The organism is Silvibacterium dinghuense (assembly GCF_004123295.1).
GTDB classification, from domain to species: Bacteria; Acidobacteriota; Terriglobia; order Terriglobales; family Acidobacteriaceae; genus Silvibacterium; species Silvibacterium dinghuense.
Map to the genome: position 1 here is coordinate 152,566 of NZ_SDMK01000003.1, position 25,157 is coordinate 177,722.

Consider the following 25,157-nt stretch of genomic DNA (forward strand, 5'->3'; position numbering starts at 1 on the left):
CCTTGTGCTCTATCGAATGGGGTCTTGACGATGCCGTACTTCGGATGGACAATGCATGCCGCCGCAGCGACGGATTTCTGCATTCTTCCTACTCGCCGCTCTGAACCGACTCCCGTACAGTAAGTCTGTGTCCACCCATCCGCACTCTCAACGAGATTCCCTGAGACATTCCCAGACACGCACCCGCTCCCTGCTCCTCGCAGCAGCAGGCATGGCTCTCTTTCTTGCGGGATTCGCCCTGACCCGCTGGCCTCATGCCGCCGAGGCCATCCGCCTGGTCGGCGTGGGGCTGGTGCTCGCCTGGGCGCTGACGAAGCGGACGCTCACCGCATGGATCTTCTTCAGCATGGTGGCCGGAGTCGAACTCGGACTGGACGCACCGCAGATCGCACTCTCGACCCATGTGCTGAGCGATGTCTTCCTCCGGCTGATCAAGGTCATTGTGGCGCCGCTCATCTTCGGCACGCTGGTGACCGGCATCTGCGGCCACGGCGAGATCAAATCCGTTGGACGCCTGGGACTGAAATCGCTCGTTTACTTCGAGCTGCTGACCACCGTTGCGCTGGTGATCGGACTGGTGGCCATCCATGTATCCCACGCGGGTACGGGATTGCAGGGCTCGGTGCCGCCGGTGCATGCCGAGGCCACGGCGACGATCACCCCTGCGAATGCCGTGCCGGAGCCGCCGACGCTCTCCTGGCAGCACTTCCTGCTGAATCTTTTTCCGGAAAATATTGCCAAGGCCGTCGCCGATAACCAGATCCTGCAGGTGGCGGTCTTCGCGCTGCTCTTCGGCCTGGCACTGGCACACGTCCGCGAAGAAAAGCGCGCGCCGATGCTGCGGCTGACCGAATCGCTGACCGAAACCATGTTCGCCTTCACCAACCTGGTGATGTATGCGGCGCCTCTGGGCGTAGGAGCGGCGCTGGCCTTCACCATCGCGCAGTCCGGACTGGGCGTGATGGTGAATCTCGGCAAGCTGCTGCTCACGCTCTACGCAGCGCTCATCGCGTTTGCCTTGCTCGGCATGCTGCCTGCGGCGCTGATCGCGCGCATCCCGGTGCGGCGATTCCTGCGCTATGTCGCCGAGCCGGCCACCATCGCCTTCGCCACCAGCACCTCAGAGGCGGCGCTGCCGCGCGCCATCGAAGCGATGGAAGCCTTTGGCGTGCCGCGGCGCATCGTGGGCTTCGTGATCCCCACGGGCTACAGCTTCAACCTTGCAGGCTCCGCGCTATACCTGGCCCTGGCGTCGATCTTCGTGGCACAGGCTTCGAATATTCATCTCAAGCTCAGCGAGCAGCTCATCATGCTCGGCACACTCATGCTGACCAGTAAAGGCGTGGCCGGAGTTCCACGCGCCACGCTGGTCGTGCTGCTGGCCAGCGCATCCATCTTTCATCTGCCACCGGGGCCGATCTTTGTGCTGCTGGGCATCGACGCGCTGATGGACATGGGACGCACGGTGGTGAACGTGGTCGGCAATTGCCTTGCCTCGGCAGTGGTTGCACGCTGGGAAGGCGAGCTGGGCTCCGAAACGCCTTCGCTCGAAGCTGCTGTTGCGGTTGCCGATGCCGAATAATCATCCCGGCCGCGCCTGGCTGGCCCTGGCGGTGGGCGTGGTCGCGATCTCCTGGTCGGCGGTCTTTGTGCGCTTCACGCACATGCCCGGCATTTCGTCTGCGTTTTACCGCGTCTTCTTCGCCGCGCTGTTTCTGTGGCCTGTTCTGCTGCGGCATCCGGAGCAACTGCGACGCGTGGACGGCCCGGTGCTACGCATGGCCGCGCTGGGTGGACTCTTCTTTGCCGGCGATGTGGGACTCTACAACACCGCTGCGCTGCATACCACGGCCGGCGGCGTCACGCTGCTGGGCAACAACGCTCCCATCTTCGTCGGGCTGTTGAGCTGGGCCATCACGCGGCGGCCGCCGCCGCTGCTCTTCTGGGCGACGCTCGCTCTCTCCTCGACCGGCGTCGTGCTCATCATGCGCTCCGATACCACGGCTCTCGGCATTCATGCCTCGGCCGACATCATGGCCGTGAGCACCGCCTTCTGCTTCGCGCTCTACCTGCTGGTGACCGAGCGGCTGCGCGACCGCTGCGATGCGGCGACACTGCTGGCACTCTCTTCCACTACCAGCGCAGCGGTGCTGCTGCCGGTCGCGTGGATCACGCACACTTCGCTGCGGATTCCGAACATCAGTTCCTGGGCTGCGGTGCTGGGGCTCGCGCTGGTGTGCCAGGTGATCGGATATTTTGCACTTACCTATGCGCTCGGCCACATGCCTGCGACCATCAGCTCGGTGATCCTGCTGGGTGTCTCGCCGCTGTCTGCATTCTTTGCTTATCTCACTCTGGGCGAACGTCTGACCGGCATGCAGCTGGCCGGAGGAGCACTGGTCCTGCTCGCCATCTGGCTGGCGAGCAGGATCAGGAAGACGGTCTGAGCCCGGCTTCACGCGTTCCAAAGCCGCTGTTCGACGTGGACCGATGACTTCTTACCTTACCGGGAGGTGGTGCCACCATCCACCGGCAGATCGATACCGGTGATGAAACTGCTTTCCTCGGAGGCAAGAAATACGGCTGCCGATGCAATCTCCTCCGGCGTGCCGAGCCGTCCCATCGGGATCATCTTCTTGAAGTAATCGGTTGTGCCCTCGTCCGAGGTGCTGGCTCCTATATGCACCATTGGCGTCTCCGTCGGTCCGGGGCTGATGACGTTCGCCCGGATGCCGCGGCCAGCCAACTCCGCAGTCCAGGTGCGGACAAAGGACACCAGCGCTGCTTTCGTCGCCGAATATGCGCCGAAGTCCGGCACGCCCAGCTGCCATGCAGCCGATCCGGAAAGAATGATCGATGCCTTCCCGGCCAGCAGCGGGAGCGCCTTCTGCACCGTAAAGTACACTCCGCGCGCATTCAGGTTGAATTGCTTGTCATAGGTCTCGGCAGTCGAGCCGGCAAGAGAGGCAGGCTCTATGACGCCTGCATTGGCGAAAAGGACATCGACTTTGCCCTTCTCGCGCTTCACGATTTCGTAGAGACGATCGAGATCCTCGAGCTTCGAGACATCTCCCTGAACAGCCGTTACATTCTTTCCGATCAGCGATACCGCCTTGTCCAGCTCCGCCTGCCTGCGCCCGGTGATGAACACGTACGCTCCTTCTCTCACGAAGCGCTGGGCCGCAGCGAGACCGATTCCGCTGTTGCCCCCCGTGATAACCGCCACTTTGCCTTCCAGTGCACCCATCGATTTCTCCTTTGCCTGCCGGCAGCCGTTCAATTCTGGAATATTTATTCCGGAATAGTCATTACAGATGTAGGGCTCGAGAATCGGATTCACGATTTTGCACTCTAATATCAGGAGTGGCTGGCAAACATATGAAAACGGGGAACGGAAAGACGGGACGGCCGATCGGCTTCGATAAGGACGCAGCGCTCGAAGCGGCCATGCTGCTTTTCTGGGAGCGGGGCTTTGAAGGTGCGTCCATGGCCGACCTTACACAGGCGATGGGCCTCAGCGCTTCCAGCATCTATGCGGCCTTTGGCGACAAGCAGGCGCTGTTTTCCCATGCGGTGAAGCGCTATCTGGAAACCAGAGCACAATACGGAAGAACGGCACTCGAAGAGCCGACCCTCAAAGAGGTTGTTCGCGCTCTCTTCGACAGCACGGTTACGTTTCTCACGACACCCGGCCATCCGCCAACCTGCATGACGCTGGCAGGAGCAGTGGGTTGCAGCGTAGAGGCTGCGCCGGCGCGGGAGATCATGACCGAGATACGAAAACAGAATGAAGCCGCGATGAGAGAACGCTTTCTGCAGGCGCGAAAGAGCGGCGAGCTCTCCAAGGACATCCACGTGGACGACTACACCCGCTATCTCTCCTCGATGCTTGCCGGTCTCTCCATCCAGGCAGCGAATGGCTCCACGAAGGCAGAGCTCAAGCGGACCTCGCAGATGGCGCTTCGGTATCTGGGTTACTGACGAGCGACGCTTTTATTCGATCCAGCATTCCTCCGTCCGGTAAGAATTTGCGCCCTGGCCTTGATATACTGGTGGACGGAAGAAATCGGTTGCGCGGTATCAGCACAGACCCCGAAACGGGGTCTTTTTTGGTATTCGAGCAACAGGCTGTGCGAAGGAGGGTTTTTACTCTCAGCACCTTCGGTTGATGCATGGGCACATTACTCGATCAGATCCATTCCCCGGCGGATATTAAGACGCTCACCATCCCTCAGCTGGAACAGCTGGCACAGGAGATACGCGAGCGGCTTATCCTCTCGCTCTCGAAGACCGGAGGCCATCTCGGCCCGAATCTCGGCGTGGTCGAGCTGACGCTCGCCATGCACTACGTCTTCGATACTCCCACCGATAAATTCGTCTTTGACGTCAGCCACCAGGCTTACATTCACAAGCTGCTCACCGGACGCCGGGAGCGCTTCAGTACGATCCGCCAGCCGGGCGGCCTCAACGGCTTCATGCTGCGCGGCGAAAGCGAGCACGACGTCTACGGCGCCGGCCACGCGGGCACCGCGCTCTCCGCAGCGCTGGGCATGGCCGTGGCGCGCGACATGGCAGGCGGCAAGGAACATGTGCTCGCGCTGGCCGGCGATGCGGCCTTCACCAACGGCATCACCTTCGAAGCGCTGAACAACATCTCCGAGCAGACGAAGCGGCTTATCGTGGTGCTCAACGACAACGAGTGGTCGATCGACCGCAACGTCGGCGCCATTGCCCGCTATCTGCACAAGATTGTCACCAACGAGCGGGTCACGCATCTGCATGACAGCGCCTCGCGCCTGCTCGAGAAGCTTGGCGGCAAGACGGCGATCAATGTCGTCCGCCGCGCCGAGGAAGCAGCCAAGGGCATGCTGTGGCCTTCGGTCTTCTTCGAAGAATTCGGCCTCACCTACTATGGTCCGCTCGACGGCCACAACATCGGCCTGCTGATCGAGACCTTCAAGTTTCTCAAGCAGCAGGACAAGCCGGTGCTGCTGCACGCGATCACGCAGAAGGGACGCGGCTTCCAGCCGGCACTGGACAATCTGAAGAAGTTCCACGGCCTTGGACCGTACGATCCGGAGACGGGTGAGACGCTTTCCGCCGGGCAGAAGACTTATTCGGAGATCTTCGCCGACACTATGGTGAAGCTGGCGAATGAGAACGACAAGGTCGTCGCCATTACGGCGGCGATGCCCAACGGCACCGCGCTCGATCTCTTCCGTCCGCACCATCCGAAGAAGTATTTCGACGTGGGCATCGCGGAAGAGCATGCGGTGATCTTCGCGGCGGGCATGGCCACGCGCGGCTACAAGCCGTTCTGCGCCATCTATTCGACCTTCCTGCAGCGTGCCTTCGATCCCATCGTGCACGACGTCTGCCTGCAGAACCTGCCGGTGGTCTTCTGCATGGATCGCGGCAGCCTGAGCGGGGACGACGGCGCGACGCATCACGGGCTCTTCGATATCAGTTATCTGCGCTCGGTGCCGAACATCATCCACATGGTGCCGGCGAATGAAGACGAGCTGGCCGACATGCTCTACACGGCGATGCAGCACGACGGCCCGTCCGCGGTGCGCTATCCGCGCGGCACCGGACCCGGCGTGGCGGTGAAGGTCCAGCCCAAGGCGCTGCCTATCGGCAAAGCCGAAGTCGTTCGTGACGGCGATGAGATTGCCATTCTCGGCCTGGGCGCTCTGCTGCCCATGGCTGCCGAGATGGCCGATCGCCTCGAAGCGCAGGGAGTCTCGGCCGCGGTCGTCAATCCGCGCTTTGTGAAGCCTCTGGACCGCGAGATGCTGGCGAGCTATGCGCGCCGCGTCTCGGCCTTCGTCACCTTTGAAGATCACGTGCTGATGGGCGGCTTTGGCAGCGCGGTGCTCGAGGCACTCAACGAGATGAACTTCCAGGTTCCGGTAGTGCGGATCGGATGGCCGGATCATTTCATCGAGCACGGCAAGGTGGACCAGCTGCGCGAGCGCTACGGCATCACCGTGGCCGCGGCCATGGAGAAGCTGGCGCCGTATCTCAAGAACAGCAAGGTGCGCCTGGTCGCCGGTTGAAATTTCGCGGCTTCCCCGCGTACTTCAAACTCAAGAGCTTGCGCGGAGCATTCGCCTTCCACCCGCCGGCACGAGAAGAAACAAAACGATATCCTGCGGTGTCCAAGCAAATGCATGCACGGAGGTGCATCTTTGAATCGAACGCTGGCCGTCCACTCTCTCCTGCTCCCTGCTCTTCTCCTTTGCGGCGCCACCACGGTCGTCGCCCAGCAGGCCGGAGCCAACGATGCTTCCGGCACCTCGCTGACGATCTATAACGACAACCTGGCCATCGCCCGCGCCACGGTCGATCTCGACCTCAAGCCGGGCACCAACGAGGTGACGACCAGTAAGGTCACCAGCCAGCTCGAGCCCGACTCGGTCGTGCTGCGCGATCCCACGGGCAGGCATCCGGTGCAGATTCTCGAACAGAATTACGATGCCGCCGTGGCCACGCAGGCATGGATGCTCAGCAAGTACGAAGGGCAGACGATCCAGTTCCAGGTGACGCACGGAGATCAGGTGTCGACCGTCTCCGGCCGCATCCTGCGCGCGCCTTCGAATAACGAGAAGGAACCGCTGATCGAGGTCAATGGGCAGATGCAGTTCAAGCTGCCGGGGCTACCGCTCTTCCCTGCTTCCACCGATGGCCTGCTGCTCAAACCGACGCTGCGCTGGAAGATCGCCTCAGACGGCGGCGAGCATTTCCCCGCGGAGCTCAGCTATCTTACGCACGGGTTCAACTGGAATGCGACGTACAACATCGTTTCGGCGACAGGCGGCAGCTCTTCGTCGGGCGAAGAGCCGATGGACCTGGTGGGCTGGGTGACGATCAGCAACAACAGCGGCACCGACTTTGCCGACGCGAAGGTGAAGCTGATGGCCGGCGATGTGGCGCAGGTGCAAAACATGGCACGCGGCTTCGCAGCCGGAGCAGCCGGCGGCGTGATGATGAAGGCCATGGCAGCTCCGCAGGTGACGCAACAGTCGTTCGACGATTTCCACCTCTATGACCTCGGGCGCACGGTCACGCTGAAAGATCGTGAGACGAAGCAGATCGAGTTCCTGCGCGCCAACGCCATCCCGGTGAAGCGGACCTATGTTTACGACGGCTCCGACAGCACCTTCGAACCGATCGGCTCGGGCGTGTATGACGATCGCAACATGGGCGTATCGAACGGCAAGACCGTGCGCATCGAGCAGGAATTTGTGAACAGCAAGGCCAACCATCTGGGCATGCCGCTGCCCGCGGGCACGCTGCGCTTCTATCGCCGCGATGCGGATGGCCAGATGGAGTTCGTCGGCGAAAACAGCATCCGTCACACGCCCGAGGATGCGACCGTGCGCCTGACGACCGGCAACGCCTTCGACGTGACCGGAGAACGGAAGCAGACCAACTTCCGCATCAGCAGCGAGGCGAAGACCATCGACGAGTCCTTCACGATCACCGTGAAGAATGCAAAGGAGGCTCCTGTCCAGGTCAACGTTACAGAGCATCTCTTCCGCGCCGCGAACTGGGACATTGTGGAGAAGAGCACCGCCTTTGAAAAGCAGGACAGCGCCACGGTCGTCTTCCCCGTGACCGTGCCTGCGCACGGCCAGCAGACCGTGACCTACACCGTGCATTACAGCTGGGACTAGGGACTGGCCGTCCAGGCTCTTTGCCTTCGGCCCCCGCTCCCTCCGGTTGCCACTGCGCGTGGCGCGAATCGCCTTTGGCACCCGCTCCCTCCGGTCGCCACTGCGCGTGGCGCGAATCGCCTTCGGCTTCCGCTCCCTTTGGTCGCGATCTGGCGTGCTGCGAACCCACATCTCGAACGGCGTGAGATGTGGGGCACCCTGGGTTCCTCCTTCCCGCCCGAGCGGAGCTTGGACGGGGCACCCAGATTCTCGACGATTCATTTGTTCCCCACTGCCGGGGTTCGTGCTTTCGCATGCCTCAAAAGCGCGGCATGAGCACACGGTTCTTTGTCTGCGCAGACGGCCGCGGCGGCTTCTGAAGGGAAGCGCTGCGCCTTTTCCTCGTTTTAGCGGCGCGGCAACCGCAACATAACAAAGGACTAGCACGGTTTCGTAGGTTATTCATCGTAAATTCGCAGGAATTTCACAAGCCACTGCCAACATCGGACTCGGGCCGCTACGTGTCGCGCCCGGCGGAGATGTGCTGTCTTTGCCGTGCGTTTTCAAGCAGAGACACGGCCTGATTCAGAACCGGCTTGTACGCAAGAGCCGGAGGCAGCAGATGTTCTTACTCCGATGAGAGGCCAGATGAACAACAATTTGAAAGCACTCGCAGGCATGATCCTGATGGCGACCGTGGTTGCCGCACAGGGCCAGACTGACGCGAGCTCGACCGCTAAGAAGCCGGCGACGCGCAAGGCGCATCATGCCGTCGAAAAGAAGCCGTCGATTGAATCCCAGATCGAATCACTGCGTCAGGAAATGGACTCGCAGCGCTCGCAGATCAACTCTCTGCAGCAGCAGCTGACGCAGAAGGATGCTCAGCTCCAACAGGCACAGCAGGCCGCCTCGGCAGCGCAGTCCGCCGCCGAACAGGCCCAGCAGGCTGCCAATGCCCAGCAGGCTCAGGTCACCGAGACCACCCAGAACGTTGCCAGCCTCCAGGGCGCGGTCAGCGACCTGAAGACCAACACCCAGTCGATCGTGACCACGGTGCAGGACCAGCAGGCTCAGGTGAAGAAGGCCATCGAGTCGCCGGACACCATTCACTACAAGGGCATCACGCTTTCGCCGGCGGGCAGCTTCATTGAAGCCGCGACCGTGTGGCGAAGCGGCGCAACCGGCGGCGACATCAACACGCCGTTCACCAGCATTCCGCTCGAGTACTCCGACGACGCGCAGATCAGCGAGTTCTTCGGCTCGGGCCGTCAGTCCCGCCTTGCTCTGAAGGCCACCGGCAAGGCCGCCAATGCGACCCTGACCGGCTACTACGAAATGGACTGGCTTGGCACCGGCATCACCTCGAACAACAACCAGTCGAACAGCTACGTGATGCGTATGCGCCAGCTGTGGGCGCAGGCCGCCATGAACAGCGGCTGGACCTTCACCGGCGGCCAGATGTGGTCGCTCGCTACGGAAACCACGCAGGGCCTCTCGAACGGCACGGAAATCCTTCCCGCCACCATCGATCCGCAGTACGTCGCCGGCTTCGTGTGGGCGCGCCAGTACGGCTTCCGCGTAACCAAGAACCTGGGCACCAAGGCATGGATCGGCGCCTCGGCTGAAAATGCCGAGACTCTGAACCCGGCCGGCAGCAGCCTGCCGCTGAATGAAGTGATCGGCTCGGCCGGCACCGGCGGCGGCCTCTACAACTCGACGGCGAACTACTCCTTCAACCTGGCTCCGGACATGATCGCCAAGGTCGCTTTCGAGCCCGGCTATGGCCACTATGAAGTCTTCGGTATCGCCCGCTTCTTCCGCGACCGCGTCTATCCGAATGCCAACTCGACCAGCACCAGCGGCACCTCTGCTGGCGCTTATAACGACAGCACGGTTGGCGGCGCCATCGGCGGCAGCGCGCGCCTCCCGCTCGCGACCAAGAAGCTGACCTTCGCGCTCAAGGGCCTCTACGGCCAGGGCACCGGCCGCTACGGCTCGTCGACGATTGCCGACACCACCCTGCGTCCGGACGGCCAGCTTGCGCTGCTGCATAACTTCTCGGCCATGACCACCATCGAGGCCAACCCAACCAAGCGGCTGAACCTTTACTTCAACTACGGCGGCGATTATGTGGGCCGCCGTTACTGGGGCAAGGAAGGCTACGGCTCGACTCTAACCGCGATGTCCGGCTGCAACACCGAGCCGATTCCGGGTACCGCCGCCACCAACAGCGGCAGCGGCTTCACGCCTTCGACGCCGAGCAACTGCTCGGGCAACAACAAGGACGTGCAGGAGTTCTCGACCGGCTACTGGTACAACCTGTACAACGGTCCCATGGGCCGTCTGCGCCAGGGCATCCAGTACAGCTACTTCCGCCGCGACCTCTGGTCGGGTGCGGGTGGCACCACCAACCCTGGCGGCGGCGCGCACGGTACGGACAACGTCCTCGAGACCTCGTTCCGTTACTACCTGCCGTAGTCTCCACGACAGTCGCAAACGCGAAGGGCATCCTTACCGGATGCCCTTCTGCTTTTGCGGTGCGCTCAGCTCAGGCCTGTCATCCCGAACGGCGCAAAGAAAGCAGCATTCTGTCAGCACCAGCAAGAAACCGAGTGCCGGCGAACCGCAGGTTCCTCCGCTCCGCTTCGGTCGGAATGACAAAGTGAGGGGGAAACGTGCTTCGGTCGGAAGCATGAAGCTCCGACTGTCGTTGATTCCTGCCCTCCCGCCCAAGCGGAGCTTGAACGGGGCACCCGGCTTCTTACTGCTGCCAGCGAACTGCAGGTTTCTCCGCTTCGCAGGACGATAAAACCGTCCTGCTTCGGTCGAAATGACAACGAGGTAGTGGCGTGAAGGATTGGGAAGTGAACTGAGTTTCGGTGCCGATAGGACTTAGCTGACCTTCTTTCCTGTCTTTCTGCTACGCTCCGTACTCCGCTCGACCGCCCATGCCCGCAGAAATGCGTCCGCGGTCTCCGCCTCGAGATTCGGCGGCCCGGCGTATCCTGCCTTGCGCACGAAGATATTGCGATAGACGAGCGGACCGAGCAGCAGCGCCAGACCCACTTCATGGTCGAGCTCTTTCCTCAGCAGCCCTTCGGACTCGCCACGACGCAGCAGTGTGCTCATGGCTTCGCGGACCGGCGCGACCACCTGTGAGCGCCATACGATGCCGAAGCCTTCGTTGCGCGAGGCATAGGCGATGAGATGGGGCATCATGCGCTCGCGCAGCGCCTTGCGCTCCGGCACCGGCTGGTAGCCGAGCTGCGCGATCAGGTCGGCACGGAAATCGCCGGAGTGGAAGACCGGACGCGGCGCATCATGACCATGCAGGTAGCCGACGACCTCCAGGCACAGGGCATCCTTGTCTGGCCAGTGCTTGTAGATCGTCGCCTTGCTTGCGCCGGCGGCTTCGGCGATCGCGTCCATGCTGGTGGCCTCGATGCCGCGCTCGGAGAAGAGCTTTACCGCCGCTTCGAGAATGTTCTTATGTACAGTTACGCTGCGTGTTCTCGCCATGCCTAAGCTTCGATTTTAGAGAACAGGTACGCGCCGAGGCTGAGGAAGACCGCGGCTATCCCGGCCAGCAGCGCAAGATCGAAAGGCAGGCTGAAGTGCCAGGTGCGGATCAACGCGCCGCGCAACCCGTCCACACCGTAGGCCAGCGGATCGAGCCGCGTGATCACGGTCATGATGGGACCGAGATTGGCCAGCGGATAAAGCGCGCCGGAGAGAAAGAAGATGGGCATGACCAGGAAGTTCATCACCAGCTGAAAGCCTTGCATGTCCTTGATCACCGAGCCGATGGCCGTACCCAGCGCAGCGAAGACGATGGCGATCATGATGACGAAGAGAAAGGCCGTCGGAATGGCCAGCCAGTTCTGCGGACGGAAGCCGGCGATCAGGCAGATGATGAGGATCAGCGTGCCCTGGATCACGGCGACGGTGGCGCCGCCGAGTGTGCGCCCCACCATGATCTGCATGCGGGAGACGGGCGCGACCAGCGTCTCCTTGAGGAAGCCGAACTGGCGGTCCCAGAGCATCGCGATGCCGGAGAAAACCGAGCTGAAGAGCACCGTCATGCCGACGACACCCGGCGCCATGAACTGCAGATAGCTGCCATGTCCGGCCTGCCGGAAGACCGGTCCAAAACCGAAGCCCAGAGCCAACAGGTAGAGGCAGGGCTGCCCGAGCGAGACGACGATCTGCACGCGCGAGCGCACGTAGCGCTTCAGCTCACGCAGCCAGAGAATGTAAATGGCACCCATACGGTTACAAATCCTTTCTTGTGACGGTTCGAGCGAGTTGTGAGCCACCTTGTTCCCCACACAAGCCAACTTCGGGCTTGTATGGGCCACCCGCCGTTGGGGTTCGTGCCTTCCCATGTCTCAAAAGCGAGACATGGGGCACCCGGGGTTCTTGGTATCCCACACAAGCCAGCTTCGGGCTTGCATGGGCCACCCGCGGCTAGTCCCTTATCTGCGCCCGAACATCTGCGCCACCTGCCGCAGCTGATCCTTGCTGTTCGCGGCTTCGTCGCGCAGTGAATTGCCGGTGAGGGCGAGGAAGGCGGCTTCGAGCGACTCGGTCTTCGTCTGCTCCTTGAGCTCGGCCGAGGTGCCCTGCGCGATGATCTTGCCGTGATCCATGATGGCGATGCGATGGGCGACGCGGTCGGCCTCGTCCATGTAGTGGGTAGTGAGGAAGACGGTCGTCTTCTCGGTCTCGTTGAGGCGTTTCACGTGTGTCCACAGCTGGTTGCGGCTCTGCGGATCGAGGCCCAGCGTCGGCTCATCGAGAAAGAGGATCTTGGGCGTGTGCAGAAAGCCGCGCGCGATCTCGAGCCGGCGCTTCATGCCGCCGGAGAAGGTCTTCACATAGGCGTCCTTGCGCTCCCACAGCTCGAAGAGCCTGAGCAGCTCTTCCGACCGCTGCGCGCGTACCTTGCGCGGTACGCCATAGAGCACGCCGTGCAGGTCCATGTTCTCCCACGCCGTCTGCTCACCATCGAGACTCGGGTCCTGAAAGACGATGCCGAAGCGCTGGCGGGCCTGTTTCGCGTGGGTGGTCGGATTCAGACCATCCAGCTCGATGCGTCCGCTGGTCGGCTGCAGCAGCGTGGTCAGCATTTTGATGGTTGTGGTCTTGCCCGCGCCATTCGGCCCGAGAAAAGCAAAGATCTCGCCCTGCGCCACCTCGAAGCTGATGTCTTTGACAGCCTCAAACTCGCCGAAGCGCTTGACCAGGTTATGAACGGAGATCATCGATAACCCTCCTGTAGTAGTCCATTGGAGATGGAAGCAATACTAAACGGTTCAGTTTTATTTTGACATCAAAAATCGCACGACCCGAAGCCGCAGACTCCAGCTCTACGCACGCGCAGGGGTACGATATCGCTTCCCTCTCACCGCAAAAACATTCCCCGTGTATGCTGGCGGCACCATGGTTCGTGCCGCCATTGCGCTCCTTGTGGCTTCGCTCTTCGGCCACACCGTCTTTGCCCAGCAGCCGCCGATCACGGTTGCATCCATCGCCGGCATCTGGCTGGGCACCCTGCACGTGGGAGCAGCGACGCTCCGCCTCCAACTGCAAATCGAGTCCGCTCCCGGCGGAGCGATCCATTGCACCACCGACAGCATCGACCAGAAGGCCTTCGGCATCCCCTGCGAAAACGTGCAGGTGAATGGAAACGCGGTTTCCTTCGATGTGGCAGCCGTGCATGGCAAATGGACGGGGCAGCTTTCGGCGGACGGCAAAACACTCGACGGCACCTGGACCCAGGGCTCGAGCCTGCCGCTCGTCTTCGAGCGCCAGGCAAAAGCCATTGCCGCGCCGCCTCCGGTGCCGCCACAGGCCGCCATGCCTCCGGTGCCACTCAGCCAGATCAAGGCTGTGCTCGATCACGATCTTGCCGACGCACTGACGAAGGGCGCGCTTGCACCGGCAACGAGCGCGGGTGTCACCATCGGCATTGTGCAGCATGGACAGAAGCTTGTCTTCAGCTACGGAACAGCGAAGGACGATTCGGTCTACGAGATCGGCTCGATCACCAAGACCTTCACCTCACTCATCCTGGCGCAGATGGTCCTGCAAAACAAAGTCAAGCTCGATGAGCCGGTCCGCGAGCTGCTTCCGCCGGGCACGGTAGCAAAGCCTGCGGGCGAAGAGATCACGCTGATCGATCTCAGCGATCAGCACTCCGGCCTGCCGCGCATGCCGGACAACTTTCATCCTGCGCATCCGGAAAACCCCTACGCGGATTACGATGCGAAGCTGCTCTATGCGTTCCTCAGCAAGCAGGGCGTGGCAAAAGCGGCGAATCCGCTCTTCCAGTACAGCAATCTGGGCGTGGGGCTGCTGGGACAGGCGCTCGCGGACCGTGCCGGGCAATCCTACCCGGCATTGCTCGCGGCAGAGGTCACCGGCCCGCTGGGCATGAAGGATACAGTCATTGCCATGACACCGGCCCTGCAGCCGCGCTTCCTGCAGGGCTACGGCGATCATCATCAGCCGGCGCATGCATGGGACCTCGACGCACTGGCCGGCGCCGGGGGTATCCGCTCGACTGCGGCGGACATGCTGCTCTACCTCGAAGCACAACTGCACCCGGAACAGCTGTCTCCGGCAACCCTGGCGCAGACGCATGGAAAGACCTTGCCGGCCGCGCTCGCCATGACGCACCAGATCCACGCGGAGGTGGGCAACGGCATGCACATCGCGATGAACTGGTTCCGCATCGATGAGACGGGCAGCTACTGGCACAACGGCGGTACGGGCGGCTTCTCGAGCTATGCGATTTTCAACCCCGAAAAAGATTTCGGCGTCATCGTGCTCAACAACTACGCGCCAGGAGATGGCTCGGTTGCAGACAAGCTCGGCATGCATATTGCGCAGCGGCTCAGCGGACTGCCGGCGGTCTCGCTCGAACCCTAGAGCGGCATCCCCATAGAGATGGCATGAAACTAAAGAACTTGCCCATATCGTTGTCGTCCCGACCGGAGCGCAGCCCGAAGGGCGGAGCGCAGTGGAGGGACCTGCGTTATTGCCGGTACCGGAGAAAACTGCAGGTTTCTCCACTCCGCAGGACGATGAAACTGTCCTGCTCCGGTCGAAATGACAGCCTTTTACGATCGCTCTATGGGGATACCGCCTAGGGCCCAGGCAAGTGGTTGTTATTTTGGCCGGTGCGGGACCGCTTTATCGTCCTGCGGTTTCCTCGCCGGGCAGGAGCAAACCGCAGGTTCCTCCACTTCGCTTCCCCACCCCAGCGCGCCAACATCGGGCGTACCGGGACCCCGGTTCGCTCCGGTCGGAATGACAAAGAGAGAAGAATGCTTCAGCCGGGATGACAAATTAGAAAGGATTAGCGCCCGACAACGGCTGCCTGAAAAGCCCATAACAAGCTTTCAGGGCGTACCATAGGGAGAGCATCTGTCCCTTTCCAGCTCGGCTGTCTTTTCCCTTCCCTTCCAGCGAGCTCCGTACCTTACTCTTCCTCACCCTTCCCGAACGGAGCTTTCATGCGTTCCGAGCAAATCCATCGCGCCATTGCGCAAGGCCACTCCCGCTTCGATATCTGCCAGATCGTGGGAAAAGGCATCCGCGTCATCCACAAGCCAGGCAGCCGCTTCGAAGACTCCATTACCGCGATCCTCGATCAACTCAGCGAACAGAAGGGCCGCTCCTGGCCGTCGACTGCAGGCCGTCCCGCAGCATAGCGTGTTCCTTTCACCCCGGCGACCTGACCGCAGCCGGGAGCGCGCGGGCATGAGCCTCGGATCTGTAGCCGGCACCGAGGCTCGGCGGCCCGTCCACGGTTGCAGCCCTGTGCCGTTCTTGCCTGGCTTTCAAATCTCCTGATAGCCTTGACGCGCTGTTTCCAGAGGAGATATCCCCTTGCCAGGACAATCGTTTTTCCTGAAGCTCGCTGCTTCGCTCGCCCTTGCTTCCTGCCTTGTTCTTCCCAGCCTTCGCGCGCAGGAGCCTTCGCCGGACAGCCCAGCGATCGACCAACAGGCCGATGCGATGCTCAAGAAGCTCACGCTGCACCAGAAGCTCGAATTGATCGGCGGGGTGGAAGGCTTTTACATCCGCGCCGAGCCCGACGCCGGTTTTCCCAAGCTGAAGATGTCGGATGGGCCGCTGGGCGTGCGCACCTGGGGCCCGGACACCGCCTATGCGGCAGGGGTGGCGCTGGCCGCATCGTGGGACCCTGCCCTGGCAGAACGCACCGGTGAAGCCTTCGGACAGGATGCCCGCGCCCGCGGCGTGCATTTCCTGCTCGGCCCCGGCGTGAACATCTATCGCGCCCCGATGAACGGCCGCAATTTCGAATACTACGGCGAAGATCCTTATCTCTCGGCACACACCGCCGTGCCCTACATCGAAGGCGTGCAGAGCCAGGGCGTGATCGCGACGGTGAAACACTTTGCCGCCAACAACCAGGAGTGGGACCGGCATAACGTCAGCTCCGATGTGGACGAGCGCACGCTGCGCGAGATCTATCTGCCGGCATTTGAAGCGGCCGTGAGAGTGGCTCACGTCGGCGCGGTGATGAACTCCTACAACCTGCTCAACGGCGAGCACGCCACGCAGAATAGCCACCTCAACAACGACATTCTCAAGAAGGACTGGGGCTTCGACGGCATCCTGATGTCGGACTGGGATGCGACCTACAGCGCGGTGGGCGCGGCCAATGGCGGCCTCGATCTCGAGATGCCCTTCGGCAAATTCATGAACCCGGAGAACCTTGAAGCCGCGATCAAGAGCGGCCAGGTCTCCGAGGCTACGATCGACGACAAGGTGCGCCGCATCTTCCGCACCGCGATCCGCTTCCACTTCCTCGAGCGCGACCAGACCGATCTCTCGATTCCCGCATACACACAGAACGGCCGCAGCGTCGCTCTGGATGAGGCGCTCGAAAGCATCACGCTGGTGAAGAATGAAGGCGGACTGTTGCCACTCGATGCCTCGACGATGAAGACGCTGGCCGTGATCGGCCCCGATGCGTGGCCGGCCGTGCCGGGCGCCGGCGGCAGTTCCACGGTGACACCCTTTGCCGCGGTGAGCATTTTCACCGGGCTTTCCGATGCGCTAGGCAAGCATGTGAAGGTCCTCTATGCGCGCGGCCTGCCCACGGCGGAAGAGCTTTGCAACAGCACGAACTTCGAGAGCGCGGCATCGTCTCATGAGGGCGGCGTGAAGGTAGAGACCTTCGTCGGCACAAGCTTTAGCGGCACGCCCACGACGCACTTCATCGCACACATGGCGAACTTTGGCCGTGAGGAATGGGAACCGGAAAGCAAGGAGCACAAGAGCATTCGCTACACCGCCGAGTATCTGCCGAAGAGCAGCGGCACGTATCTCATCATGGCCGCCGCGAACGGCAGCGACAGCTACAAGGTCCTGCTCGACGGCAAGCCGGTCATTGAGCAGCCGCATCATGAAGGCCAGTCTCCGCGCTGGATCGAGCTGCAGCTGACGGCGGGAACGCCGGTGAAGATCCAGGCCGACTACCTGCCGGCCGGAACCAACATTCGCTTTGCCCTGGGCGTGCGCGCCACCGATGAGCTTGTGACCCCGGAGGCGAAGAAGATTGCACAGATGGCCGATGCAGCCGTGCTGGCCGTGGGATTCGGACCACAGACCGAGAGCGAAGGCTCGGACCGCACCTATTCCCTGCCCTGGGGCCAGGATGAGCTGATCGAAGCGGTGAGCGCGGCAAATGCGAAGACCATCGTCAGCGTCACTTCGGGCGGCGGCGTAGCCACGCATGCGTGGCTCGGGCATGTGCCTGCGCTGCTCTTCAACTGGTATCCGGGCCAGGAGGGCGGCACGGCGCTCGCCGAGATTCTTCTCGGCAAGCACTCCCCGGAAGGCCATCTGCCGATGAGCCTCGAAACCAGCTGGGAGGAGAACCCGGTCCACGACCACTACTACGCACCGCCGGTGCCCGAAGGCCAAACGCCGCACGTGAAATACGAAGAAGGTGTCTTCATCGGCTATCGGTATTACACCTCGATGCATAAAGAGCCACTCTATCCCTTCGGATTCGGGCTCTCCTACACGACCTTCTCTTTTTCGGACCTGAAGGTCTCGCCGGAGTCCGCCTCTGCCGACAACCCGGTCACTGTCACCTTCACGGTGACAAATACCGGCTCACGCGAAGGCGCGGAGGTCGCGCAGCTTTACATCGGCGATCCTTCTGCGAAGGTGAAGCGGCCGGTGAAGGAGCTCAAGGGCTACCAGAAGGTCCATCTCAAGCCGGGAGAATCGCAGCAGGTCACGCTCACACTCGACCGCCGCGCCTTTGCCTACTGGGATACGGCGTCGAACGGCTGGAAGGTCGATCCAGGCAAGTTCGTGGTTATGGTGGGGGATTCTTCGGAGAATACGCCGCTTTCGCAGGAGTTCGCGATTCAATAGACGCTGCGCGCTAATCGTCAAACGGCCGATCCCTTGAGGGATCGGCCGTTTGATTTCGATCTCGTCGATTCAGGTTCGTGCCTTCCCACGTCTCAGAATCGAGACGTGGGGCACCCTTTAGGCTCTGATCGTGCCCTACTTAAAGATTCGCGTGAGACCATCCCCTCCCGCTTTGTACTACTGCGAGAAGCTAGCTGATCTCGAAGATGTTTTCGTCCTTCGCCGACTGCATCTGCGCGCGTTCGGCGACCTGGCGGGCGATCTCGTAGAACTGCCGGGCCTGCGGCGAGTCGGCTCCAGCCAGCGCTATGGGCAGGCCGCTGTCGCCGCCTTTGCGAATACTGGGATCGAGCTCGACGGAGCCAAAAAACTTCAGCCCGAATTGCTGCGCGGTGCGCTCCGTTCCGCCCTTCGAGAAGATATCGATCTCCTGATGGCAGTGCGGACAGGTGAAATGGCTCATGTTCTCAACGAGTCCGAGAATCTCGACGTTGACCTGATGAAACATCTCAAGCGCCTTGCGCGCGTCCTGCAACGCGACGTCAGAGGGCGTCGAAACGACCACTGCTCCGGTCAGCGGGACGGTCTGCACCAGCGAGATGACCACGTCCCCGGTGCCCGGTGGCAGGTCGATGAGCAGGAAGTCCAGCTCGCCCCACTCCACCTGCTGCAGGAACTGGCGGATGATCTGGTGAAGCATCGGTCCGCGCATGACCAGCGGCTTGTCGCCGGGCGAGATGAAGCCGACCGAGATCACCTTCACGCCGTGCGCAAGGTTCGGTTCGATGCGGTTGCCCTCGAGGACCTTCGGCTGGCGATTTGTGCCCATCATCAACGGCACATTGGGGCCGTATATATCGGCGTCGATGAGGCCGACGCGGAAGCCGAGCTGGGCAAGCGCGATGGCCAGGTTCACCGAGAGCGTAGTTTTGCCTACTCCTCCCTTGCCTGATCCGACTGCGATGATGTTCGCCACGCCGGGCAGCGATGTAGGCTGCGGGGCCGGGGCATGTGCGTGTCCGTGCGCCATACTGCTCACTCCTTGCTTCTCTGAAACTCTGGTTATACCCGGGCTTCGGGCGTTGCCGCGCGCGCCTGCTTCTTGCGCTCCAGCTCCAGCTTGCGCAGCTCGCGACGACGGATCGCATCCTCGTAGCGGCGCTTGTCCTCGTCGGTCTCCGGCACCAGCTGCGCGACCGGCACGCTGCGTCCGCGCGCGTCGACGGCCACAAAGGTGAGATAGGCCGAGCCCACATGCCGATAGGTTCCGGCTACCGTGTTCTCCACCCACACCTTCACGCCTACTTCCATCGAAGTGTTGAAGGCGCGGTTCAGCGACGACTTGAGGATCAGCAGATCGCCCACATGCACGGGCGCGATGAAGTCGATGTGATCCATCGAAGCCGTGACCACATGCGTGCGCGCGTGCCGATAGGCAGCCATGGCGCCCACCAGGTCGATAAAGTGCATCAGGCGTCCGCCCAGCAGGTTCCCGAGCGTATTCGTATCATTCGGCAGAATCAATTCGGTCATCTCGGACCGCGACTCTCTTACACTGCGGACCGGTAACGACTGGCCGGAAAACTCCATGCGTAATCCCTTTCTTGCCTTCGGGGCTGACGACTGTAGCCCGCGCTGCTCTTTCTTGCAGCGTTCTTCTCCAGTGTCGGCAATCGCACGATTTTAGGCAAATGCGCGGCGGCCGGGCGAAAATATCCTCATGGACAAAGTTGCCCTGCTCTCCGAAATCCTGGCGCAAAACCCGTCGGATGCCTTCGCACGCTATGGTCTGGCGATGGAATATGCCAGCCGCGGCGAGGTCGAGACCTCACTGGCCGAATTCGGCCACCTGCTTACCGAGCATCCTGACTATACTGCCGGCTACTTCATGGCGGCGCAGACGCTGGCCAAGGCCGGCCGCAATGACGAGGCCCGCGCCCGGCTCCATGAGGGGATTGCATCCGCACAGCGCACCGGCAACCAGCACGCACTCAGCGAAATGCAGGCCATGCTCGACGATCTCGATCTGGCCGGCTGAGTCTTTGCGGCTCATGCACACCCGCGGAGTGCGGCATCAAAACAGGCTCTTCACTCTGGCCCACGCGGCGGATGAAACGCGCATAATACAAAAACCATGAGAATCCCCCTCTTTCCGCTGGACGTGGTGCTCTTTCCCGGAGCACCGCTCCCGCTGCACATCTTCGAAGATCGCTACAAGAAGATGATTGGGGAATGCCTCGAGCAGAACACCGCTTTCGGCGTGGTGCGCGCGCAGCAGGACGGCCTGGCCGTCATCGGATGCACAGCCCGTATGCTCCGCGTCCTGCACCAATACGAGGATGGACGTCTCGACATTCTCTGCCAGGGCGAGCAGCGTTTTGAGATCGAGATGCTCGACAACTCACTCGAATATCTGCAGGCCGATGTGCTCTTCCTCGAAGATGAGGAGGAAACGGCAACGCGCGAACAGCGCGAGCGTTGCGCCGCACTGCACTTCGAAACCATGGAGCTTGCCGGTATGGAGATGGAGGCTACGCACCTCAGTCTCGACGGGCCCATCTCGTTTCAGCTCGCTGCGGCACTGCCTGCCGATCTCGGCTTCAAGCAGCAGATACTCAGCCTGCGCTCGGATGCCGAGCGTACTGCACACCTGCTGCAGTTCTACGAAGCCATCCTCCCAAAGCTGCGCAGCAGCGTCACTACACAGAAGACGGCAAAGAAGAACGGCCACATCATGTAGCGACCGGCCGTCCAGGCTGCTGCGCGCAGGGCGATCCGCCTTCGGCCTCCGCTCCCTTTGGTCGCGCTCCAGCACTGTACCGGCTGCAGGTCCCTCCACTGCGCGAGACAAAATCGTCTGGCTCCGGTCGGGATGACAATTATGGAACGAACGGGTTTGTATGTACCCCACTCAAGTCAACTATGAGATTGAAGGGGCCACCCAGCGTGGGAGCACCTAGGGAACACCCAGGGCGTATCCCCATATATCCAGGCTGAAAATAAGCGACTTGTATTGCGCATTGTCATTCCGACCGGAGTGAGCCGTAAGGCGAACGGAGTGGAGGAACCTGCAGTTTTCTCCGGCACAGGCAGAACTGCAGGTTTCTCCACTCCGCAGGACGATAGAACTGTCCTGCTCCGGTCGAAATGACAATTTGTGGAATGGCGATAGGGGGATACGACTTAGGGAGCGGTGCCAAAGGCTGATAGCATCCGCTCGCCTTGCCCGTGGGAATCCACTACTCTGAACAGGAGACGCCCACCGGCGAGCCTGGCTCGCTTTCGCCAACCTTTTCACGGAGGAATGCATGTCCCATCCCAGCCTGCCATCCACACTCGGAGCACTCCGCAGCAGCGCCAAATTTTCCGCTGCGCGTCTGGCAGACCGCACCGTGAAAGACGAGATGCGCGAAAATCTGATTGCGCGGCTGCGCTCCGGCGAAACCATTTTTCCCGGCATCATCGGCTACGAAGACACGGTTGTTCCGCAGATCATCAATGCCGTGCTCTCGCGGCAGAACTTCATTCTTCTCGGCCTGCGCGGGCAGGCCAAGAGCCGCATTCTGCGCTCGCTCACAGCGCTGCTTGATGAACAGGCGCCCTACATTGCCGGATGCGAGATTCGCGACAATCCCTACCGCCCACTCTGCAAGCGGTGCCAAATGCTGATCGCCGAGAAGGGCGACGCCACGCCGATTGCATGGATGGGACGCAGCGAGCGCTATATCGAAAAGCTCGCCACGCCGGACGTTACGGTGGCCGACCTGATCGGCGATCTCGATCCCATCAAGGCGGCGCGGCGCGGCGAAGACCTGGCCAGCGAGCTGACCGTGCACTACGGCCTGCTGCCCCGCGCGAATCGCGGCATCTTCGCCATCAATGAGCTCGCCGACCTCGCCGGCAAGATTCAGGTTGCGCTCTTCAACATCATGCAGGAAGGCGATGTGCAGATTAAGGGCTATCCGGTGCGCCTCGAGCTCGATGTGGCCCTGACCTTCAGTGCCAACCCCGAGGATTACACGGCGCGCGGCAAGATTGTGACTCCGCTCAAGGACCGCATCGGCTCGGAGATTCGCACGCACTACGCCGAAAGCCTCGAAGAGGGTCTGGCCATCACCGCGCAGGAGGCGTGGACCGAGCGCGGCCATGCGAAGCTCGTCCTCCCACAGTATCTACGCGAGATTGTCGAGCAGGTGGCCTTTACTGCCCGCGAAGACAAGCGTGTGGACAAGCGCAGCGGCGTGAGCCAGCGCCTGCCCATCTCCACGATGGAGCTGGTTGTCTCGAATGCGGAACGCCGGGCTCTTGTGCACAGCGAGGAGGAAGTGGTGCCCCGCGTCGGCGATCTGTATACCGCCGTTCCCGGCATCACCGGCAAGGTCGAGCTCGAGTATGAGGGCGAGATGCGCGGCGCGGACACCGTGGTCAAGGAGATTCTGCGTACCGCCATCGGCCGCATCTTCGATCGCTACTTCGCCGACCTGAACACGCAGCAAATCGAGCAATGGTTCAATCTCGGCGGATCGACGAAGGTGGAGGACAGCCAGCCGACCGAGGCCACGCTGGAAGAACTGAAGCAGATCCAGGGCCTGATCGAAAAGCTCAAGCCGCTCGGGATCACAGCCAAAAGTTCCGCGGCTGAGACGGTAGCCGCTGCCGAGTTCTTACTGGAAGGCATGGTCGCCCATCGCCGGATTTCGCGCAGCGAGGAGCGCGCCTTCTTCGCGGAAAAGAAGCAGCAGCCGGCACGGCGCGAACGTCCCAGCGAAGAGACCGAATACGAGCAATGGCAGACGCGGCGCTCGCGGCGGGGAAACTTTAATTAGCTTCCAGCTGCCAGCTCTTAGCTTTTCGCTTGTTCATGCCGGTGCCGGCGGACTTTGCCTGGGTTGAAGAAAATGAATCCTTGCAGAAGCATTTTCGCTAGAAGCTAGAAGCTAGAAGCTAGAAGCTAGAAGCTAGAAGCTAGAAGCTAGAAGCTAGAAGCTAGAAGCTAGAAGCTAGAAGCTAGAAGCTAGAAGCTAGAAGCTAGAAGCTAGAAGCTAGAAGCTAGAAGCTAGAAGCTAGAAGCTAGGAGCTGCGTTATGAAGCGGGTTCGATATTCGAAGTTCACCGGCGACCTCGCCTCCGAGATCGATATGGAGGATTTGCTGAAGGCGCTCTCCGACTACATGCTCGACTCCGGCTTTTCCAACCCGTTCCAGCCCTACCAGGATCTGGAGCACACCCTGGATGACCTGCGCGAGGCACTGCGCCAGGCGCTGCTTTCCGGCGAGCTGTTCGATGAGCCGATGCAGCAGAAGATCGAGCAGCTCGAGGAGGAAGGCAAACTCGATGAGCTGATCGATCGCCTGATCGAGCGGATGCAGCAGGAGAACTACATCCGCGCTGAATCCGCGCCCGGCTCCGGCACCATCACCGAAGGCAGCGGCGAGGTAGGCTCGGCCATGGGCGGCGCACGCTTCGAGGTCACCGACAAGAGCCTCGACTTCCTCGGCTACCGGACATTGCGCGACCTGCTCGGGTCGCTGGGGAAATCGAGCGCCGGCCGCCACGATACCCGCCACTGGGCCACTGGCATTGAATCGAGCGGCGCCTCGCGCCTCTACGAGTTCGGCGATGTGCTCAATCTCGACACCACGGCCACGCTCACCTCGGCCATTGCGCGCGAAGGGCTCACGGTGCCGCTGAACATCGCATACAGCGACCTGCACGTCCACCAGTGCGAGTACCAGAGCTCCTGCGCGACGGTGGTCATGCTCGACTGCTCGCACTCGATGATTCTTTACGGCGAGGACCGCTTTACCCCGGCCAAGAGGGTCGCCATGGCTATGGCGCACCTCATCCGCACGCAATACCCCGGCGATTCGCTTTCGTTAGTGCTTTTTCATGATTCCGCCGAAGAGCTGCCCGTCTCGCAGCTGGCGCGCGTCAAGGTCGGCCCGTGGCACACGAACACACGCGAGGGACTGCGGGTGGCGCAGCGCATCCTCAAGGCACAGCGCACGGACATGAAGCAGATTGTGATGATTACCGACGGCAAGCCCTCGGCGCTGACGCTCGAAGACGGCCGCATCTATAAAAATGCCTTCGGACTCGATCCACTGGTGGTCAGCGAAACGCTCGAAGAGGTAGCGCGCTGCAAGCGCTCCAACATCATGATCAACACCTTCATGCTCACCTCCGACCCGATGCTGGTGGAGTTCGTGCACCAGGTTTCGGAAATGTGCCGCGGCAAGGCCTATTTCACCACCCCCGAGACCCTGGGAGAATACCTGCTGATGGACTTTATGCAGAGGAAGTCGCGGACGATTCATTGATTCTGCCGTTACAATTCCGCTGAGGCTGCAAAGCACACTGGATGGCGGCCGCATCACAGCCTGGATAGAGCAGAGCGCTTGAAAAGAACGGCCTGCGCTCCGGCAACGAGAGCGCTGAAGCCGTCGCGGCATCGCGCTTTTGTGTAACCTTACTTCAACCCCTATAGCGCCGGCGGCATCTGCCAGCGCCCGTACGAGTGATTCATGCCCCTGAGCCCGAGCAAGTCCCCGAGCAAGTCTCCCAAGAAGTCCGCCGCCCCCGCCACTGAAAAACAGTCCGGGCAGTCCACCTCTTTACGCTCTTTCGACCGCTCCCTGCCCATGATGCTGATCCGGGCCCGCGAAGCCGTGATGCACCGCTTTCGCCCGCTCCTGCGCAGCCATGACATCACCGAGCAGCAGTGGAGAATCCTTCGCGTGCTGGCCGAAAACAAGCACGCCGACATGCTGGAACTCTCCGTACGCTGCAATATCCAGCCGCCCAGCCTCTCCCGCACCATTCCGCTGCTCATCGAGCGCGGGCTGGTACAGCGTACCGCCCACCGCGGCGACCAGCGCCGGGTACTCGTCTCTCTGACCGCACGCGGCCGGACGCTGTTCCGTACCATGTCCGCCGAGACCGTGCGCCTCTACCAGCAGATCGAAGAAGACCTCGGTTCCACCCGGCTGAATCGGCTTTATCGCGCTCTCGATGACGTGATGACGCTCGCACAGCCCTCCGAAGGCGCGGCGGCCCCCGACAGCGAAGATTAAG

The 25,157-nt window shown here is 61.7% G+C and carries 20 protein-coding genes; 14 read left to right on the plus strand and 6 right to left on the minus strand.

Features of this window, described 5'->3' with window-relative positions:
- Nucleotides 1–211: 211 nt before the first annotated feature.
- Together ESZ00_RS14625 and ESZ00_RS14630 are read left to right on the plus strand one after the other, a co-directional pair.
- Nucleotides 212–1,582: a dicarboxylate/amino acid:cation symporter gene (locus ESZ00_RS14625; protein WP_129209062.1), complete on the plus strand. Its 1,371-nt coding sequence runs from the start codon at nt 212–214 to the stop codon at nt 1,580–1,582.
- A complete protein-coding gene (locus ESZ00_RS14630) occupies nt 1,560–2,447 on the plus strand; it encodes a DMT family transporter (protein ID WP_129209063.1) in 888 nt (295 codons plus the stop codon). Before ESZ00_RS14625 ends, ESZ00_RS14630 begins: the two co-directional genes overlap by 23 nt.
- Before the next feature lie 56 nt (nt 2,448–2,503).
- Here the strand turns inward: ESZ00_RS14630 and ESZ00_RS14635 are convergent, their stop codons facing one another.
- Nucleotides 2,504–3,247, minus strand: a complete 744-nt coding sequence (locus ESZ00_RS14635) for an SDR family NAD(P)-dependent oxidoreductase (protein ID WP_129209064.1) — start codon at nt 3,245–3,247, stop codon at nt 2,504–2,506.
- A gap of 131 nt (nt 3,248–3,378) precedes the next feature.
- Here ESZ00_RS14635 and ESZ00_RS14640 point away from each other — a divergent pair, with 131 nt between their 5' ends.
- From ESZ00_RS14640 to ESZ00_RS14655, 4 genes are all read left to right on the plus strand, one after another.
- Nucleotides 3,379–3,981, plus strand: a complete 603-nt coding sequence (locus ESZ00_RS14640) for a TetR/AcrR family transcriptional regulator (RefSeq protein WP_129209065.1) — start codon at nt 3,379–3,381, stop codon at nt 3,979–3,981.
- 191 nt (nt 3,982–4,172) lie between these two features.
- A complete protein-coding gene (gene dxs, locus ESZ00_RS14645; RefSeq protein WP_129209066.1) occupies nt 4,173–6,059 on the plus strand; it encodes a 1-deoxy-D-xylulose-5-phosphate synthase in 1,887 nt (628 codons plus the stop codon).
- A gap of 132 nt (nt 6,060–6,191) precedes the next feature.
- Nucleotides 6,192–7,679 carry a DUF4139 domain-containing protein gene (locus tag ESZ00_RS14650; RefSeq protein ID WP_229741366.1) on the plus strand — a complete coding sequence of 496 codons (1,488 nt, stop codon included), beginning with the start codon at nt 6,192–6,194 and terminating at the stop codon, nt 7,677–7,679.
- Between the two features lie 627 nt (nt 7,680–8,306).
- Nucleotides 8,307–10,136: a hypothetical protein gene (locus tag ESZ00_RS14655; protein ID WP_129209068.1), complete on the plus strand. Its 1,830-nt coding sequence runs from the start codon at nt 8,307–8,309 to the stop codon at nt 10,134–10,136.
- Nucleotides 10,137–10,550: 414 nt separating this feature from the next.
- Here the strand turns inward: ESZ00_RS14655 and ESZ00_RS14660 are convergent, their stop codons facing one another.
- The 3 genes from ESZ00_RS14660 to ESZ00_RS14670 all read right to left on the minus strand — a co-directional run bounded on the left by ESZ00_RS14660 (nt 10,551) and on the right by ESZ00_RS14670 (nt 12,922).
- Entirely contained in the window at nt 10,551–11,177 is a 627-nt protein-coding gene (locus ESZ00_RS14660) for a TetR/AcrR family transcriptional regulator (RefSeq protein ID WP_129209069.1), read from the minus strand.
- A 2-nt stretch (nt 11,178–11,179) separates the two neighbouring features.
- The gene (locus ESZ00_RS14665) at nt 11,180–11,926 is read right to left on the minus strand and encodes an ABC transporter permease (RefSeq protein WP_129209070.1); all 747 of its coding nucleotides are present in this window, start codon (nt 11,924–11,926) and stop codon (nt 11,180–11,182) included.
- 207 nt (nt 11,927–12,133) lie between these two features.
- The gene (locus tag ESZ00_RS14670; RefSeq protein WP_129209071.1) at nt 12,134–12,922 is read right to left on the minus strand and encodes an ABC transporter ATP-binding protein; all 789 of its coding nucleotides are present in this window, start codon (nt 12,920–12,922) and stop codon (nt 12,134–12,136) included.
- 178 nt (nt 12,923–13,100) lie between these two features.
- Between ESZ00_RS14670 and ESZ00_RS14675 the strand changes: the two genes are divergently transcribed.
- The 3 genes from ESZ00_RS14675 to ESZ00_RS14685 all read left to right on the plus strand — a co-directional run bounded on the left by ESZ00_RS14675 (nt 13,101) and on the right by ESZ00_RS14685 (nt 18,083).
- The gene (locus tag ESZ00_RS14675; protein ID WP_129209072.1) at nt 13,101–14,591 is read left to right on the plus strand and encodes a serine hydrolase domain-containing protein; all 1,491 of its coding nucleotides are present in this window, start codon (nt 13,101–13,103) and stop codon (nt 14,589–14,591) included.
- Between the two features lie 587 nt (nt 14,592–15,178).
- The gene (locus ESZ00_RS14680) at nt 15,179–15,376 is read left to right on the plus strand and encodes a hypothetical protein (RefSeq protein ID WP_129209073.1); all 198 of its coding nucleotides are present in this window, start codon (nt 15,179–15,181) and stop codon (nt 15,374–15,376) included.
- 178 nt (nt 15,377–15,554) lie between these two features.
- Nucleotides 15,555–18,083 (plus strand): beta-glucosidase, encoded by a 2,529-nt coding sequence (locus ESZ00_RS14685; protein ID WP_229741365.1) that lies wholly within the window; start codon nt 15,555–15,557, stop codon nt 18,081–18,083.
- A 190-nt stretch (nt 18,084–18,273) separates the two neighbouring features.
- On the opposite strand, the gene ESZ00_RS14690 is transcribed toward ESZ00_RS14685, so the two are convergent.
- Together ESZ00_RS14690 and ESZ00_RS14695 are read right to left on the minus strand one after the other, a co-directional pair.
- The gene (locus tag ESZ00_RS14690) at nt 18,274–19,113 is read right to left on the minus strand and encodes an Mrp/NBP35 family ATP-binding protein (protein WP_129209074.1); all 840 of its coding nucleotides are present in this window, start codon (nt 19,111–19,113) and stop codon (nt 18,274–18,276) included.
- A 32-nt stretch (nt 19,114–19,145) separates the two neighbouring features.
- Nucleotides 19,146–19,673, minus strand: a complete 528-nt coding sequence (locus ESZ00_RS14695) for an acyl-CoA thioesterase (RefSeq protein ID WP_129209075.1) — start codon at nt 19,671–19,673, stop codon at nt 19,146–19,148.
- Between the two features lie 130 nt (nt 19,674–19,803).
- On the opposite strand from ESZ00_RS14695, the gene ESZ00_RS14700 reads away from it, so the two are divergent.
- From ESZ00_RS14700 to hpaR, 5 genes are all read left to right on the plus strand, one after another.
- Nucleotides 19,804–20,121: a tetratricopeptide repeat protein gene (locus tag ESZ00_RS14700; protein ID WP_129209076.1), complete on the plus strand. Its 318-nt coding sequence runs from the start codon at nt 19,804–19,806 to the stop codon at nt 20,119–20,121.
- A 96-nt stretch (nt 20,122–20,217) separates the two neighbouring features.
- Complete coding sequence (locus ESZ00_RS14705; protein ID WP_129209077.1) at nt 20,218–20,823, plus strand: LON peptidase substrate-binding domain-containing protein; 606 nt, start codon at nt 20,218–20,220, stop codon at nt 20,821–20,823.
- A 568-nt stretch (nt 20,824–21,391) separates the two neighbouring features.
- Nucleotides 21,392–22,909, plus strand: coding sequence for a magnesium chelatase ATPase subunit I (locus tag ESZ00_RS14710; RefSeq protein ID WP_129209078.1), 1,518 nt, complete (start codon nt 21,392–21,394; stop codon nt 22,907–22,909).
- A 258-nt stretch (nt 22,910–23,167) separates the two neighbouring features.
- Nucleotides 23,168–24,403, plus strand: coding sequence for a vWA domain-containing protein (locus ESZ00_RS14715; protein ID WP_129209079.1), 1,236 nt, complete (start codon nt 23,168–23,170; stop codon nt 24,401–24,403).
- Nucleotides 24,404–24,607: 204 nt separating this feature from the next.
- Nucleotides 24,608–25,156: a homoprotocatechuate degradation operon regulator HpaR gene (hpaR, locus tag ESZ00_RS14720; protein ID WP_129209080.1), complete on the plus strand. Its 549-nt coding sequence runs from the start codon at nt 24,608–24,610 to the stop codon at nt 25,154–25,156.
- Nucleotide 25,157 lies beyond the last annotated feature (1 nt).

What these genes read in the sequence shown, in the direction of transcription:
- ESZ00_RS14625 (WP_129209062.1), top strand. Translation starts at nt 212, where the DNA reads ATGGCTCTCTTTCTTGCGGGATTCGCCCTGACCCGCTGGCCTCATGCC.
- ESZ00_RS14635 (WP_129209064.1), bottom strand. Translation starts at nt 3,247, where the DNA reads ATGGGTGCACTGGAAGGCAAAGTGGCGGTTATCACGGGGGGCAACAGC.
- ESZ00_RS14640 (WP_129209065.1), top strand. Translation starts at nt 3,379, where the DNA reads ATGAAAACGGGGAACGGAAAGACGGGACGGCCGATCGGCTTCGATAAG.
- dxs (WP_129209066.1), top strand. Translation starts at nt 4,173, where the DNA reads ATGGGCACATTACTCGATCAGATCCATTCCCCGGCGGATATTAAGACG.
- ESZ00_RS14655 (WP_129209068.1), top strand. Translation starts at nt 8,307, where the DNA reads ATGAACAACAATTTGAAAGCACTCGCAGGCATGATCCTGATGGCGACC.
- ESZ00_RS14660 (WP_129209069.1), bottom strand. Translation starts at nt 11,177, where the DNA reads ATGGCGAGAACACGCAGCGTAACTGTACATAAGAACATTCTCGAAGCG.
- ESZ00_RS14665 (WP_129209070.1), bottom strand. Translation starts at nt 11,926, where the DNA reads ATGGGTGCCATTTACATTCTCTGGCTGCGTGAGCTGAAGCGCTACGTG.
- ESZ00_RS14670 (WP_129209071.1), bottom strand. Translation starts at nt 12,922, where the DNA reads ATGATCTCCGTTCATAACCTGGTCAAGCGCTTCGGCGAGTTTGAGGCT.
- ESZ00_RS14675 (WP_129209072.1), top strand. Translation starts at nt 13,101, where the DNA reads ATGGTTCGTGCCGCCATTGCGCTCCTTGTGGCTTCGCTCTTCGGCCAC.
- ESZ00_RS14680 (WP_129209073.1), top strand. Translation starts at nt 15,179, where the DNA reads ATGCGTTCCGAGCAAATCCATCGCGCCATTGCGCAAGGCCACTCCCGC.
- ESZ00_RS14690 (WP_129209074.1), bottom strand. Translation starts at nt 19,113, where the DNA reads ATGGCGCACGGACACGCACATGCCCCGGCCCCGCAGCCTACATCGCTG.
- ESZ00_RS14695 (WP_129209075.1), bottom strand. Translation starts at nt 19,673, where the DNA reads ATGGAGTTTTCCGGCCAGTCGTTACCGGTCCGCAGTGTAAGAGAGTCG.
- ESZ00_RS14700 (WP_129209076.1), top strand. Translation starts at nt 19,804, where the DNA reads ATGGACAAAGTTGCCCTGCTCTCCGAAATCCTGGCGCAAAACCCGTCG.
- ESZ00_RS14705 (WP_129209077.1), top strand. Translation starts at nt 20,218, where the DNA reads ATGAGAATCCCCCTCTTTCCGCTGGACGTGGTGCTCTTTCCCGGAGCA.
- ESZ00_RS14710 (WP_129209078.1), top strand. Translation starts at nt 21,392, where the DNA reads ATGTCCCATCCCAGCCTGCCATCCACACTCGGAGCACTCCGCAGCAGC.
- ESZ00_RS14715 (WP_129209079.1), top strand. Translation starts at nt 23,168, where the DNA reads ATGAAGCGGGTTCGATATTCGAAGTTCACCGGCGACCTCGCCTCCGAG.
- hpaR (WP_129209080.1), top strand. Translation starts at nt 24,608, where the DNA reads ATGCCCCTGAGCCCGAGCAAGTCCCCGAGCAAGTCTCCCAAGAAGTCC.